The following is a 13685-nucleotide window of genomic DNA, read 5'->3' as shown; positions in this document are numbered from 1 at the left end:
CGCTGCCCGCGCATCAGGCCCCGTACACATGCGCCGCCCATGGCGCTTGTTTCCATGCATCATCCCGCGTGGTAAGCGCGGTGATGAATCCCGCCACCGCCGTTCCGTTGTAATCGCGGTGGTTGCGCTCCCACCCTTTGCGGGCGATGGCGGTGCGTTCCTGCGAATGCGTGGCGTAATGGCGGATCTTCTCCACCAGTTCGTCGGCACCGTCGAAGTAAACGATCTCATCCTCGGCATAAAGTTCCTCCAACCCCGCGCCGCGCGGTGTCAGAGCAAGGATGCCATTTCCCATCAGTTCGCCGATGCGTGAGGACGAATACAGTGAAACATCGGCTCGCCGGGAAAGGTTCAGCGCCAGCTTGGAGCGCCGGATGATCTGTTCCTTCTCCCAGCCGAAGATGCCGGGCCGGTCAAGGCAGCCATAGATGCCGCTCTTGAGATCGGGCAAACGGCGCTCCAGTTCCTGGAGCAATGCGCGCCGTGCCGGCTCGCCCTTGTCGCGGCCGAAGAAAAGAAAGTCGTGCAGGAAGTCCGCTTCCGCCGTCTCGAACGCACGGTGACATTCAATCCCCGCATCCACCGCCGTGGGGATGAACGCAGCCGGGCAATTCGGGCGCGCCAGAGCTTCCAACAATGATCCTCCGGTAGAGCAGAAGAGAGCGTCGAGCACCTGCAGGCGATCGCGCAGATGTTGCGTCGCTTCATCGTCCCACAACGGATCGACGTACCACAGGCCGATGCGGATCTCCGGAAGAATCCGGCGGATCTCCAGCAGGGTCTCCGCGGTGATGTACTGCGCGTGCCCGAGCAACAGCACATCCGGGTGGACGTTGCGGCAGGTCTCGATCAACGCGCGGTTCGCCGGCTTCTTGCCAAGCGATTTCCCTCCGAAGGGAGAGAGCATGCGCGCACGGTCGTTGATGGAAAACGGATAGACGAAGTGCCCCAGCCGCACGAGGCCGTGGTGGATCTTCTGATCCTGATTCCAGAGATGGGCGCCATCCTTGTCGAGCTGGAGGTTGGCGGCGTGAACGATGCGCATGCGGCCCGCAGTTTCGGGCGTGGCGCGGCGGTGGTCAATGCCGCAGGGATCATGGCGAAACCTTCACATGACAATAGTGCCACCGCCAGCGGGGTGCGCGCTCCGGCCGGATCACTAGGGATGATGGTGAATCTCCGGATTCGCAGCCCCTCCGAGCCATGAACCCACCCCTTGCCCCTTCATGCCGCTTCAGACGACGCGGTGTCCTTTCCCTCTTGTCCGTGCTGGCGTCGATCCCGATGCTTGCCGGATCCGCCAATGCCCAGGTGTCCTACGCTGGCGGCACCTACAGCCAGAACTTCGACACGCTGCCATCTTCCGGCACCTTCACGGTGACGGGAGCCGGCCCGTTCGGCTTGAACGCCTCACCGGTGAACGCCTCCGGCCTGAGCGGCTGGAGCTTCGCGAAAACCGGTGGTTCAGGCAGCAACGCCCTCTTCAACGTGGGCACCGGTTCCGGCAACACGGGTTCGGTCTATTCCTTCGGTGCCGCTTCCGCTTCAGAACGCGCACTGGGCATGCTGCTCAGTGGGTCCGTGGAATCCACCATCGGTGTGGCGCTGGTCAATAACACCGGTTCGACCATCACTTCCTTCTCCATCGCTTATACCGGTGAACAATGGCGGCAGGGCGGCAGCTCCGGCGTCACCGACAAATTGAAGTTCGAATACGCGGTGAATGCGGCCTCGGTGATCTCCGGCACCTTTACCGCCGTTCCTTCGCTGGATTTCAGTGGTCCCGCCACCGGAGCAACCGGAGCCGCTCTGGATGGCAATGGCGCGGCGAACCGCGCTTCCATTTCCGGTACCGTGTCCGGCATCACCTGGCCCGCCGGCCAGACACTGGTGATCCGTTGGACGGACCTGAACATCAGCGGGGCCGACTGCGGTCTCGCGGTCGATGACTTCAGCTTCAGCACCTCGGGCGGCGGTGATCCGGTGCCTGCGGTGGCTTCCACCGTGCCGTCCCAAGGCGCCACTGCCGTGGGCATTTCCGCTCCGCTTACCGTCACGTTCAACACGGCGGTCACGGTCGCGAACGGCGGCATCACGCTTTCCGGCGCGAACAGCGGCTCGGTTTCCGTGAGCGTCACCGGCGGTCCGACCACCTTCACGGTCACACCGTCCGCGTCGCTGGCCTACAACGAGACCTACACGCTCGGTGTGACGGCGGCGTCCGTGACAGACCAGGCGACCGGCTCGTTGCATCCCACCGCGGACACCACGGTCAGCTTCACCACGATGACGCAGCCGGGTTCCGGAACGCCGATCCATGCGATCCAAGGCAACGGTTCCGCCAGCCCGCTGGCCAACCAGACGGTGGTCGCCTCCGGCATCGTCACGGGCTTCTACCTGAACAGCGATGGAACCCGTGCGGGCTTCTATCTCCAGGCGGCCGATGCTGACGCCGACAGTGATCCGAATACCTCGGAGGGCATCTATGTCTATGCCAACGGTTCCTCCGCCGTGACTTCGACACTCGCCACGCTGGCCACCGGCGATACGATCAGCGTTTCGGGAACCGTGAAGGAATTCAATACCCTCACCGAGCTCGACACCCTCACCGCTCTTTCCAAGACGGGAACAGCCCCCCTTCCGACTCCGGTGACGGTGACGCTTCCGTTCACCAGCTCCACCACGCTCGAGAAAGTCGAAGGCATGCTGATCACTCTGCCGCAGACGCTGCACGTCACGAACAACTACTATCTCGGCCGCTACGGCGAATTCGACGTGTCTTCCGGAGGTGTTCTCCAGCAACCCACCAACGTGGTCGCCCCCGGTGCTCCGGCCTTGGCGAAGCAGGCCGCGAACAACCTCAACCTGCTCACCGTGGACGATGGCTCGTCCAAGGAAGATCCGGACACCACGCCCTATCTCTTCGGCGGTGGCACGCCGGTCCAGAACACCCTCCGTACCGGTGACACCGTGGCCGGACTTACCGGCGTGGTGACCTACCTTTCCGCCACCTCCTACATGCTGGAGCCGACCGTCGCCCCGGTCTTCACCCGCGCCAATCCCCGCGTCGGCCCGCCTGCGGTCGGTGGTTCGTTGAAAGTCGTCGGCGCGAACGTGCTGAACTTCTTCAATGGCGATGGCACGGGCGGCGGCTTCCCCACCGAACGCGGCGCCACCACGGAGGAAGAACTGGTGCGCCAGCGCAAGCATATCGTGACTTCTCTTCTCCAGTTGAACGCGGACATCTACGGCCTCACCGAGATGGAGAACGATGGCTTCGGCACCACCAGTGCCATCCGCGATCTCGTCAATGCGCTCAACGCGGCGGCACCGTCCGGAACCACCTACACCTTCAGCAATCCGGGAGTCTCTTCGATCGGCACGGATGCCATCACCTGCGCCATCATCTACAAGTCCAACACCGTCGCCCCCGTCGGCAGTGCGGTGGTAAACACGGCTTCGATCTTCAACCGCCCGCCTCTGGCGCAGACCTTCCGCCAGATCGCCACCAATGAGAAGTTCACCATCTGCGTGAACCACTTCAAGTCGAAGGGCAGCCCGCCGTCCAGCGGTGTGGACACCGACCAGGGCGATGGCCAGAGCGCTTGGAACAACCGCCGCACCCAGCAGGCGAACACACTCGCCACCTGGCTGGCCACCAATCCGACCGGTGACGCCGATCCCGACATCCTGGTCATTGGCGACCTCAATTCCTACGCCAAGGAAGATCCGATCACCGCGCTGAAGAATGCGGGCTACTCGAACCAGATCGAGCGATTCGAAGGCGAGGGCGGCTACTCCTATCAATTCGACGCCCAGTTCGGCCACCTCGACCACGTGATGGCCAGCGCCGGACTGCACACCCAGATCACCGGAGCCCAATCCTGGCACAACAACGCCGATGAGCCGGTCTTCCTCGACTACAACACCGAGTACAAATCCGCCTTCGCCAAAACCGTGAACGATGGCGACACGCCATGGCGCGCGTCCGACCACGATCCGGTGGTGGTGGGCATTACCCTCGGCGGCTTCAACCATTGGATCGCAGGCTTCCCGCAGGTCGGCGGCATGACCGGCTTCCGCGATGACTTCGACCACGACGGCATCCCGAACGGGTTGGAGAACTTCTTCGGCACCCATCCGGGCGTGGCCAATGCCGGCCTCACACCGGTATCGGCGGCCTCCGGACACTTCACCTTCCGTCATCCCCATGGTGGCTCCGTCGCCACCGACATTTCCGGTTCCTACGAATGGTCTGGTAATTTGACGGACTGGCATTCCTCCGGCGAGACCGTTGGTGGGACGACCGTTGTCATCGGAACCACTCCGGTGTCGCAGGACACGCTGGAAGTGGCGGCGGACGTCACCTCCGGCACGGCCTCCGCCCTGTTCCTCCGCGTGAAAGCCCAGGGACCGGGAGCGCCGTAAGCCGCCCGCTCTTTCCCGAAACCCGGGCGGTGGTGCTAGCCGCCGTCCGGGTTTTTGATCTCACTCCGCCGCGCGCACGTCCTGGATCACCAGTTGCAGCGTGGTCCGGCCCCGGAAGGTATTCCGGTCGATCGTGAAGGCGATGTCCCACGGCGGATCCGGCAACGGCCGCTCGCCACCTCCGAAGAACACCGCGTCCTGCTCGGCGTAGCCCTGCCGCAACATGAAGCGCAGGTGCTGGTTCTTCATATGCACCGGCGGACGGCTCAGGCTGATCCCGCGGGAAATGAAAACCGGCTGCGGATTGCCGTTTCCGAAAGGTTGCAGCAGGTCGTATCCGGCAAGGAAATCCAGCGACAGTTGGGAGAAGGTGATCTCCGCGTCGTAGCACAGCGTCGGCTGGCGCTGGCGCTCATCCGTGGTTCGCAGCACGTAGTCCGCGAAGCGCCGGCGGAAGGCATCCAGCTCGCCTTCCTGGATCGAAAGGCCCGCCGCCATCGCGTGGCCGCCACCGGCCAGCAGATGCTGCTGGCAATCCTGGATTGCCTCGACCAGCGACACGCCTTCGATGCTTCGGCCGGAGCCCTTGCCGATGCCGTCACCATCGATGGCGATCACGAAAGTCGGCTTGTGAAACTGGCGCATCAGGCGGGATGCCACGATGCCGACCACACCCGGATGCCAGGACCGCGAACCCAGCACGATCACCGGATCGCGCTCCGGATCGAACGAGCTGTCCAGCATCTCCAGCGCCTCACGGCGGATCTGGGTTTCGTATTGCTGCCGGTCGCGATTGTAGCGATCCAGTTTCTCGGCGAAATCGAAGGCAACGCGGCGGCAATCGGTCAGCAGCGTGGCCAACGCATCCTCCGGTGCATCCATGCGGCCCGCGGCATTCAGGCGCGGACCGATGCGGAAGCCCACATCCATCGAGGTGGCATGGCCATTCATGCCGGTAACCTCTTGAAGCGCACGCAAGCCGGGATTCAGCGTGGTCGGCAGCCGCTTGAGGCCATGGCGGACCAACAGCCGGTTTTCCCCCACCAGCGGCACGATGTCCGCGATCGTGGCCACCGCCACCAGATCCATCAGTTCCTTGAGATCAAGGTCCACGGGCCGGGTTTTGAGAAGCGCATGGCCCAGCTTGAATACCACGCCTGCGGCGCAGAGATAGGTGAAATCGTTCCCCCGCTTCGGATTCACCAGCGCCACACAGGCCGGCAGGCCGCGGGGGCTGGGCTCATGGTGATCCACCACCACCACATCGACGCCCTGGGCTTTCAAACCCGCGATCTCGTCGATGGAAACGGTACCGCAATCGACGGTGATCAGCAGGTCCGGCTTCGGTCCCTCCGCCATGCAGCGAACCAGCGCGGCATCGCTCAGGCCATAGCCCTCCGGACCGCGGTGCGGGATGAAGTGCCGGGGTTCGATGCTGTAGGCATGGAGGATGCGGCGCATCAGCGTGATCGAGGTCACCCCATCCACGTCATAATCGCCGAAAATGCAGACGCTTTCCTTCCGATCCACCGCTTGGAGAATCCGCGCCACCGCTCCTTCCATCCCCGGAATCAGGAATGGGTCGGCCAGGTCGCGGAGCCGGGGGTTCAGGAACCCCTCGATGTCCATTCCTGCGGGCAGCCCGCGCTGACGGATCAAATGCTCCAAAATCGCGGGAATCGAGCCGCCCGAACCTGTTCCGCCCCGGAACGGTTCGCCCCGTGGTATCCAGCGGTTTGGCAAGCCTCGCATCTTGTGAATGGGAATCTAGGCGCATCCGCCCGGATCACTCAAGACAAGTTCGCACCGGTGGCCTTTTCCCAAGCCGTCCCCATCACACCGGATAAGACCCGCGGGAACGCATCACATGCCCCTCCGTCGCAGGCGGGCTGCACAGCCGGTCGATGAGACGCTCCCACACATCATGCCCCTTGAGGATCTGCACCTCGATGCGCAGGAAATACAGCGGCACTTCGATCTGCGCCGGACGCGGGAAACGCACGGCATCCTTCTCGGTGGTGATGATGAGATCCATGTCCCGCTCGGTGCAGCGGGTCAGGAACTTCGTGATCTCCTTGCGCGAGAAACGATGGTGATCGGAGAAACGGCGGCGGATCTCCAGTTTCGCGCCGAGCTTCTCCACCTGGCGCTCGAAGTTCTCCGGCACCGCGATGCCGCTGATCGCGGCGACGTATTTGCCCTCCAGGAATGCCAAGGACTGCCGCTCGTGGGTGAAGAGATTCTGGAGATACTTCGGGCCGTGGGTACACTCGATGATCTCCGCGACACGGTTGTATTTCCGCAATCGTGCGATGAGCGCCTCATTGGACGAGCCATCGCACTTGGTGATGAAGATATAGCTGGCGCGGCGCAGGTTCGACCGTGGCTCCCGCAGGGTGCCGCGCGGCAGCAGCGCCTCGGTGCCGAAGGGCGCGGTGGCGTCCACCAGCACGATGTCGATGCCGTGCGCGAGGTTGAGATACTGCATGCCGTCATCCAGCAGCAGCGTGTCCGCGAGCAGTTCGCGGATGGCGAAGCGGCCGCCTTTGACGCGATCCTTGTCCACGACGACGGAAACTCCATCGAGGTTCGAGGCCAGCATGAACGGCTCGTCTCCGGCGAACTTCGACTCCAACAGGATCGCGCGGCCGGTGCTGACCACCTTCGGCATCAGTTCGGGCGGCACGGGCGTGCCATCGGCGCGTTTCCACTTCTGAGCCTCATCAAGCTTCTTGCTCTTGTAGCCGCGGCTGAGGATCGAAACGGTGCGGCCGCGATCGCGCAGGGTGCGCGCCAAGAGCTCGACCACCGGCGTCTTGCCGGTGCCGCCCACGGTGAGATTGCCGATGCTCACCACCAGCGTGCCGAGGTAGTGCTGTTGCTTCCAACCCTTGCGATACAGGCGCAGGCGGTTCTGGACGATGATCCGGTAAACGCCGGAGAGCATGAGCATGAGCATGCGCATCACCGTCGCGCGGAAGCCCTTGGCCCGCCCGAAGATGACGTCGGATCCCCAGCGTTCGAGCTCGGCGAGCTGCTCCTTCATCGGTCGCGCACAGGCTGGCGGCGGGAACCGTTCCTTCCAAGGACAAAGGAGTCCGTTGGAAGCACCCTCAAAGCGACTTCGCCGTGAATGCGATCTTCAGATCCGTGGCATCGCCTTTCGGCAAGGGCACGAGGATGAAGTCATCCGTGATCACCGGCTTCAGGTCAGCGCCCTCCGTGATCACCACGCTGGCCGGATCGATACGTTGCTCGAAGAAACGCACGATCGGACGACCGCCACGCTGAGAACCGTTTTCATTCACCGGCTTGAAGCTGGCTGCCCCGGCAAGAGGCTTGATCTCCAAACGTCCACCGGTGGCATCCGGTGTCCACGTTTCCTTCCACTGCAGCGGCCCGGGAGCCATCCGCGCCTGCCACGCGGGATCACCGTAGAAGGCGACCACATCGCGATCAAACAACAGACCCTGCGCGTCCTGCGCGGTGAGCCCCGCCTCCTTTGCCTCGGCACCTACCGGGATAGGCTTCGCGATCTTGCCCATCGGGCTGTCGGAATCCTCACCAGCCACCTCGGGGAAATACGTCCGCAAACGCTGCACCAGGGCGTTCTGGTTGGCAAAGAACGCCTCGTTCATCGTGTAGCGGCCCGGCTGTTCAACGAAGTAATCGAGCATCCCCCAACCCTGATAGCCATACCAGGTGGGCAGCGTGTAACCGGTCATCTGACGGACCCCGGCGCTGTTCATGAACGCCAGCGCCATCGCATCCGGCCCGTCGATATGGCCCATGAGACAGTTGCCAACCGGCAGATAGACCTTCGCGCTGTCACTGCGGATCGGCTTCTTCTCGCCCTGCAGGTTGATCGCGAAGAGCTCACCACCCTTGCTCTTCCAGACGCCGTTCTTGTAGCGGTAGCCGATCTGCCAATCCCGCTCGGTGGCGTGGCCGGAGGTGATGAACAGGTTCGTCTCCGGCTGCTCCAGCACGGAGGCGATCGCAAAACTGGAATCCGCAGGGCCGGTCTTGGTCGTGGCATCCGCTCCAGCGGTTTTCGAAACGGTCTTTCCGGCCTCCAATTCGCTGAATGTGCGGGCATTCTCACAGCGCTCGGTCGCGATGTCCGTGCCGGACAGCGTCTGACGGATCGTGAGCGGCGTGCTTTCCTTGGCGATCCGGAGGGCATTGGCGGCATCAAAGCCCGTCAAAATCCCCCATCGGCAATCGGTGAATGGATCGGCATCGAACTTCCGGGTCAGCCGATGGACATGGCGGACGAAATCCAGGCTGACTTCGGACAGCGGGCTGACGAAGCACACGTAGCGCGGGTGCTGCTTCGCCAGTTCCGGCAGGCAATCGGATACATCCTTGCTCCAGGTCACGCGGGTGGCCCCGGGGTATTTCGCCTCCAAGGCCGCCGCCACCTCCTTCCATCCCGGGTCGGCCGCCGAGCTCTCGGACGTGACGATGGTATAAGACGGAGCCGCGCCCGCCACGGCGGACATCACCCAAAACGGAACCAGACCTTTCAGCATTCCGCAGATTACGAACGTCTCCGGCGGGGTCAAGGACGCGGCGCGGGCGGGCCACCCCTCTTCTCTTGATTCCGGATTCCGGATTCCGGACTCTCCCCCCATGACCCGCCCCGACGGCCGCACTTCCGACCAACTCCGCCCGGTTTCATTCATCCCGAACGTGGCCCCCTATGCCACCGGCTCGGTGCTGGTGTCCTTCGGCAATACCCGCGTGATCTGCGCCGCCACCATTGAAGAAGACGTCCCCCGCTGGATGAAGGCCCAGCGCGTGGAAGGCGGCTGGCTGTCCGCGGAATACTCCATGCTGCCCTACTCCACGCTGGAGCGAAAACAGCGCGACATCGTCCGCGGCAAGCTCGACGGGCGCTCCTCGGAAATCCAGCGCCTCATCGGCCGCGCCCTGAGAACCGCCGTGGATCTCACCAAGATCGGCCAACGCACGATCTGGGTCGATTGCGACGTGCTCCAGGCGGACGGCGGCACCCGCACCGCCTCCGTGACCGGAGGTTGCGTGGCCGTCGCCATCGCCCTCAACCGGCTTTTCGCCCAAGGCAAGCTGAAAGCCTTCCCGCTCAAGAAACTGGTGGCTGCGGTTTCCGCCGGAATTTTCGAAGGCGGGGCGATCCTCGATCTGAATTATCCGGAAGACCGTGACGCCGCCGTGGACTTCAATGTAGTGATGACGGAAAACCGCGAATTCGTGGAAATTCAAGGCAGCGGCGAAGAGGCGGTATTTACGGAGGAAGAGTCCGCCGCCATGCTCGCGCTGGCTCGCAAGGGAATCTCGGAACTCATTGAACTCCAGAAAGCCGCCATTGTGGAGGCGGATCGTGCGAGTGCTGGAGATCTGGCCGCGCTGGCCAGCGCGTTCGCCCGCTGACCGCCGCGCGAGCTTTCCCCTTGATCTCCCGCAGCCTGATCTTACTTTTTTCCGATCCTGAAGTGGGATTTCCACGGAAGGATTATACCAAACCGGGGCGATTGCCCCACCATGAACAAAAACAAACCCGAAAAACACATAACCGTATGAAAACATCCATCAAACGGCGCAAGGGCTTCACTCTCGTGGAGCTTCTCGTCGTTATCGCCATCATCGTGGCACTCGCCGGCATCGCGACCCCGATGCTCCTGAAGCAGCAGAAGAAGGCCGCGTCCACCCAGGCGCTGAGCAACGCCCGCCAGATCGGTCTGGCGTTGTTCGACTTCGACTCGGACTACTCCAACTTCCCTGACCGCACCACTGCGGACAGCGTGAAGGAGGCCACTGGTTCCTCGCTGACCCTTCAGGGCGGCACGTCCAACGACTACTTCCGCCAGCTCATCGCTGCCGGCATCACCACCTCCGAGGAAATCTTCTTCGCGAAGCTTCCCTACACCAAGAAACCGGACAACGTCATCACCGGTGACAAAGCCCTCGCCGATGGCGAAGTGGGCTTCGGCTACCTGATGAACGACCAATCCGGCTTCAGCACCACCGGTAACTCGGCTCGCCCGATCATCGCAACCCCGCTGCTCAACGCATCCTCCGATGGCACCTTCGACTCCGACCCGTTCGACCAGAAGGCCATCGTGCTGCGTCTCGACAACAGCGCCGTGTCGTATCAGATCAACCAGAACACCAAGACCGTCGTCCTTCCGGGCGGCAAGGGTCTGCTCTCCACCGGTGAGGACACCGTCTGGGGCACCGACGTGAACCCGCGCATCGTCGCTCCTTCCAAGAAGCGCTGATCCGCATTTGTTCCGGTTTCCGGATTACCAACCGGGAGGCTCGCAAGGGCCTCCCGGTTTTTTGTGGGCCGCGGCCCCGCTTACTCCTTGGCCGTGGATTTCGGAAGCCACTTCGTCAGTTTGTCGAAGTAGGCCGGTTCATTGATGTCCGTGCACAGTGCGCCGCGCTCGCAGAAATAACGCCACTCGTGACAGCCGTAGCAGATCTGGAGCACATGCTCCTGCGCTCCCGTCTTCCAGACAAACGCGTAGTCCGGGTGATAGTGGCACAAATCCTTCGTGGAGAGAGCCTGGTGCGAGGTCGGATCCACGTAGAGGTCCAGGATTTTCCGAACCGTGGCCTTCGGTACATCGGCGGGCTTGGAGAAGAAATCGAACCCGTGGATGTGGGTGTGCTGCACGGTCTTCAACTGCCGGCGATAGAGCGCCTTCTCGTTCTGCGGGTGGGCCAGTCCGCGATAGACCGTGACATTCTCCGCGGCGCGCACCTCGGCGGCGGCGTGGGCCTGGGCTTCCGTCTCGCCCCCCGAACGGAGCGGGATGCCCCCTTCCCAGCAACTCGGTCCGGCACAGGACGGAAGCAGGGCGGCGGCGGCAAGGGCCAGAAGCGACTTCGAAACAACAGCAGGATTCATCCCCATCATCCATACCCGGCAAGACCGGATTGTCACGTCCCCTCGATCCGGAAACACGCGGATTGCATCGCCCGCCGGGATCTCCATGATGGAATGAGTGGATCGGCATCTGAAATCAACCCGGGCAGGCGCAAAACGAATCGGAAGACTCTGGTGGATCGCCGCCCTGTGCCTGCTCCCTCTCGCTTCCGGATGCGGCAAACGTGAAGTCACCCGCAAATCCAAGGTCCAGGAAAAGGAGATCCAACGCCTCCAGACCGAGCTCGACGGATTGGATGCCGAACTGAAGCTTCTTCCCAAAGACCGCACCAAGGAGGTCGAGGAATCCCGCAAGCGCCTGGAGGATTTGGAAAAAGCCGCCGCCCGCCTCAACCCGGAGATCGAACAACTCGAAACCGCCAAAGCCGCGCGGGAGAAAGAGTCCATCTCCTACCGGGCCCAATATCCTCTCAAATCACACTGATCCACGGTCATGGGCATGGTTCAAAATATCTCCGAAAACGGCAGGTTCGGCTCGCTGGGTGTGATCGGTGGCATCTCCTTCGTCTTCATCCTCGCCGTCTGCACGGCGTGGCACTTCCTCGTGGCGAACGACAGCGTCGCCCCGGATGGACGTGAGTTCAAAGTCGTGGTCCAGGAACAAACCGAGCGGATCCGGGATCTGGAGGACGACATCGCTGCCGCGAAACACTCCATCGAAGTCCGGAGGCAAACCGCCGCGGACGCTGATATTCTGGCTCACAAGCTGGAGTTGGCGGAGAGCGAAAACTCGGCTCGCATCAAGTCCGTCGCAGACCTCAAAGCCGGGATCGACCGCCTCGAATCCGATCTGAAATCCTACAAGGATGACTACCGGGAAGGCGTTTGGAAAAGCGCTGCCGGTGAAAAGCTGCCCTCCTTGGCTCTCAAGTCCGGGCGGCGCTACGACAACGTCACCATTGTCCGGGTAACGGCTGGCGGCATGGAGATCAGCCATCAGGACGGCCTTGCGAGAATCTCCCCAACCGATTTGGACGCGACTTGGCAAAAGCGTTTCCAGTGGGACATGTCCCAGCCGGTTCATTGACATGTGTCGAACTTGCGACACGGCAGACGAAGCTTGCCCGAATGGCCAAGATGGCATTAAATCGGCCATATGTTTCCCCGCCGCCTGTGGGTGTTGCTCTGCCCTTTGGCTCTGTTGACCAATTCTTGTTCCCGTAAGGTCACGGCGGACAACGATCCGGTCTGGCGGCGCTTGGAGTTGAAACGCATGGAACTGGTCCAGCAACGCGAACTGGCGGAGTTCAAAGTCGCACAAATGGAGATCCGGCGCACCAAAGGGGCCGATCAGATCGCCACCGCCGCGCGCCTCACTGTCTATCGGGCGGAACTGGAAGCCTATCGCGACACCCTCCGAGCCGATGTTCCGTTACTCGAAACCGCCTTGGCAGCGGCACATGCCGATCGCCTGGCCGAAACCCGCCGGAAGGCCAAGGGTCTCGAGTTCGCCACCCTGACCACCCGCACGGGGACGACCTTCGAGAAGGTCAAGGTGGAGGAAGTCAGGGATGACGGAGCGAAAATCAGCCACTCTTCCGGGTTCGCTCGCCTGAGAGTGGAGGATCTCGATCAACAAATGTGCGACCGCCTCGGCCTCGATGAATCTCTTGAGCAACTGGCGGTCCGGCAGATCGAGGCGAGACAATCCGCCTATCATCGCGAAGCCGATCAGACACTGGCCGCCAACCAATTCATGACCTCCCCGCCAGTGACACCGGCGCGCCCTCCCCATACCTACATCCCGGTGCAGCCTGGCAGCTCTTCCGGTTACTCCAATTTCGGATTCTCACGACGGATCGGCTTCGGCGAATCGGAAAACCCGGAAACCCCGCGTACCTACCGGATCTGGAGAAACGGTCGCTCCACTCCCCGCTATTACAGCACCTATCGCTGGTAACGTTCCCGTCACAGCCTTGCCTTCTGCAACCATATGCCATAAGAGGCCCCGTTCCTCAGCGACTTTCCTTTTCCTCCGTTCACACGTCATGCAATCCCGTTACCTTATCTTATCCGTCCTGCTGGCGGCCGGTCTCACATCCTGCAAGGAAGATCCCGAACTCGTCCGCAAGCGGGACGAACAGCAGGCGGAAATCACCCGCCTCAAGGGTGAGGTCGCCCTGCTTGACGAAAAGCTCAAGGAACCCGTCCCCGACCGCACCAAGGATCTCGCGAAAGCCAAGGAGCAGATCGAGACCCAGACGGCGGAAATCGCCCGGATCGAGAAGGAGATTGCCTCACTGGAGGCAAAGAAGGCCGCCGCCGAAAAGGACTTCGCCGACTACCGGCAGAAGTACATTCTCAAGAACAACTGATCTTC

Annotated in this window: 12 protein-coding genes; 7 read left to right on the top strand and 5 right to left on the bottom strand. The window is 62.5% G+C overall.

Annotation, left to right across the window (positions count from 1 at the left end; genetic code table 11):
• Positions 1-13 precede the first annotated feature (13 nt).
• A complete protein-coding gene (locus KBB96_RS19575) occupies positions 14-1045 on the bottom strand; it encodes a glycosyltransferase family protein (RefSeq protein WP_211631182.1) in 1032 nt (343 codons plus the stop codon).
• A 158-nt stretch (positions 1046-1203) separates the two neighbouring features.
• Here KBB96_RS19575 and KBB96_RS19570 point away from each other — a divergent pair, with 158 nt between their 5' ends.
• The gene (locus tag KBB96_RS19570; protein WP_211631181.1) at positions 1204-4428 is read left to right on the top strand and encodes an ExeM/NucH family extracellular endonuclease; all 3225 of its coding nucleotides are present in this window, start codon (positions 1204-1206) and stop codon (positions 4426-4428) included.
• A gap of 60 nt (positions 4429-4488) precedes the next feature.
• Here KBB96_RS19570 and recJ read toward each other — a convergent pair whose 3' ends face one another.
• From recJ to KBB96_RS19555, 3 genes are all read right to left on the bottom strand, one after another.
• The gene (gene recJ, locus KBB96_RS19565) at positions 4489-6180 is read right to left on the bottom strand and encodes a single-stranded-DNA-specific exonuclease RecJ (RefSeq protein ID WP_211631180.1); all 1692 of its coding nucleotides are present in this window, start codon (positions 6178-6180) and stop codon (positions 4489-4491) included.
• An 82-nt stretch (positions 6181-6262) separates the two neighbouring features.
• Positions 6263-7474: a tetraacyldisaccharide 4'-kinase gene (gene lpxK, locus KBB96_RS19560; RefSeq protein WP_211631179.1), complete on the bottom strand. Its 1212-nt coding sequence runs from the start codon at positions 7472-7474 to the stop codon at positions 6263-6265.
• Between the two features lie 67 nt (positions 7475-7541).
• Complete coding sequence (locus KBB96_RS19555; protein ID WP_211631178.1) at positions 7542-8963, bottom strand: hypothetical protein; 1422 nt, start codon at positions 8961-8963, stop codon at positions 7542-7544.
• A 100-nt stretch (positions 8964-9063) separates the two neighbouring features.
• Between KBB96_RS19555 and rph the strand changes: the two genes are divergently transcribed.
• Both rph and KBB96_RS19545 read left to right on the top strand, forming a co-directional pair.
• Positions 9064-9843 carry a ribonuclease PH gene (gene rph, locus KBB96_RS19550; RefSeq protein WP_211631177.1) on the top strand — a complete coding sequence of 260 codons (780 nt, stop codon included), beginning with the start codon at positions 9064-9066 and terminating at the stop codon, positions 9841-9843.
• A gap of 146 nt (positions 9844-9989) precedes the next feature.
• Entirely contained in the window at positions 9990-10691 is a 702-nt protein-coding gene (locus KBB96_RS19545) for a type II secretion system protein (protein WP_211631176.1), read from the top strand.
• Between the two features lie 80 nt (positions 10692-10771).
• On the opposite strand, the gene KBB96_RS19540 is transcribed toward KBB96_RS19545, so the two are convergent.
• Positions 10772-11326, bottom strand: coding sequence for a hypothetical protein (locus KBB96_RS19540; protein WP_211631175.1), 555 nt, complete (start codon positions 11324-11326; stop codon positions 10772-10774).
• 97 nt (positions 11327-11423) lie between these two features.
• Between KBB96_RS19540 and KBB96_RS19535 the strand changes: the two genes are divergently transcribed.
• From KBB96_RS19535 to KBB96_RS19520, 4 genes are all read left to right on the top strand, one after another.
• On the top strand, positions 11424-11789 hold the full coding sequence (locus KBB96_RS19535) for a hypothetical protein (protein ID WP_211631174.1): 366 nt from the start codon (positions 11424-11426) through the stop codon (positions 11787-11789).
• A 15-nt stretch (positions 11790-11804) separates the two neighbouring features.
• Positions 11805-12392 (top strand): hypothetical protein, encoded by a 588-nt coding sequence (locus KBB96_RS19530; protein ID WP_211631173.1) that lies wholly within the window; start codon positions 11805-11807, stop codon positions 12390-12392.
• Positions 12393-12461: 69 nt separating this feature from the next.
• Positions 12462-13265, top strand: coding sequence for a hypothetical protein (locus tag KBB96_RS19525; RefSeq protein ID WP_211631172.1), 804 nt, complete (start codon positions 12462-12464; stop codon positions 13263-13265).
• An 88-nt stretch (positions 13266-13353) separates the two neighbouring features.
• Positions 13354-13680: a hypothetical protein gene (locus tag KBB96_RS19520; protein ID WP_211631171.1), complete on the top strand. Its 327-nt coding sequence runs from the start codon at positions 13354-13356 to the stop codon at positions 13678-13680.
• Positions 13681-13685 lie beyond the last annotated feature (5 nt).

It is taken from the genome of Luteolibacter ambystomatis (assembly GCF_018137965.1).
Classification (GTDB): domain Bacteria; phylum Verrucomicrobiota; class Verrucomicrobiia; order Verrucomicrobiales; family Akkermansiaceae; genus Luteolibacter; species Luteolibacter ambystomatis.
The sequence above is the reverse complement of the archived record's forward strand: the minus strand, read 5'-3'. Positions and strand labels throughout refer to the sequence as shown.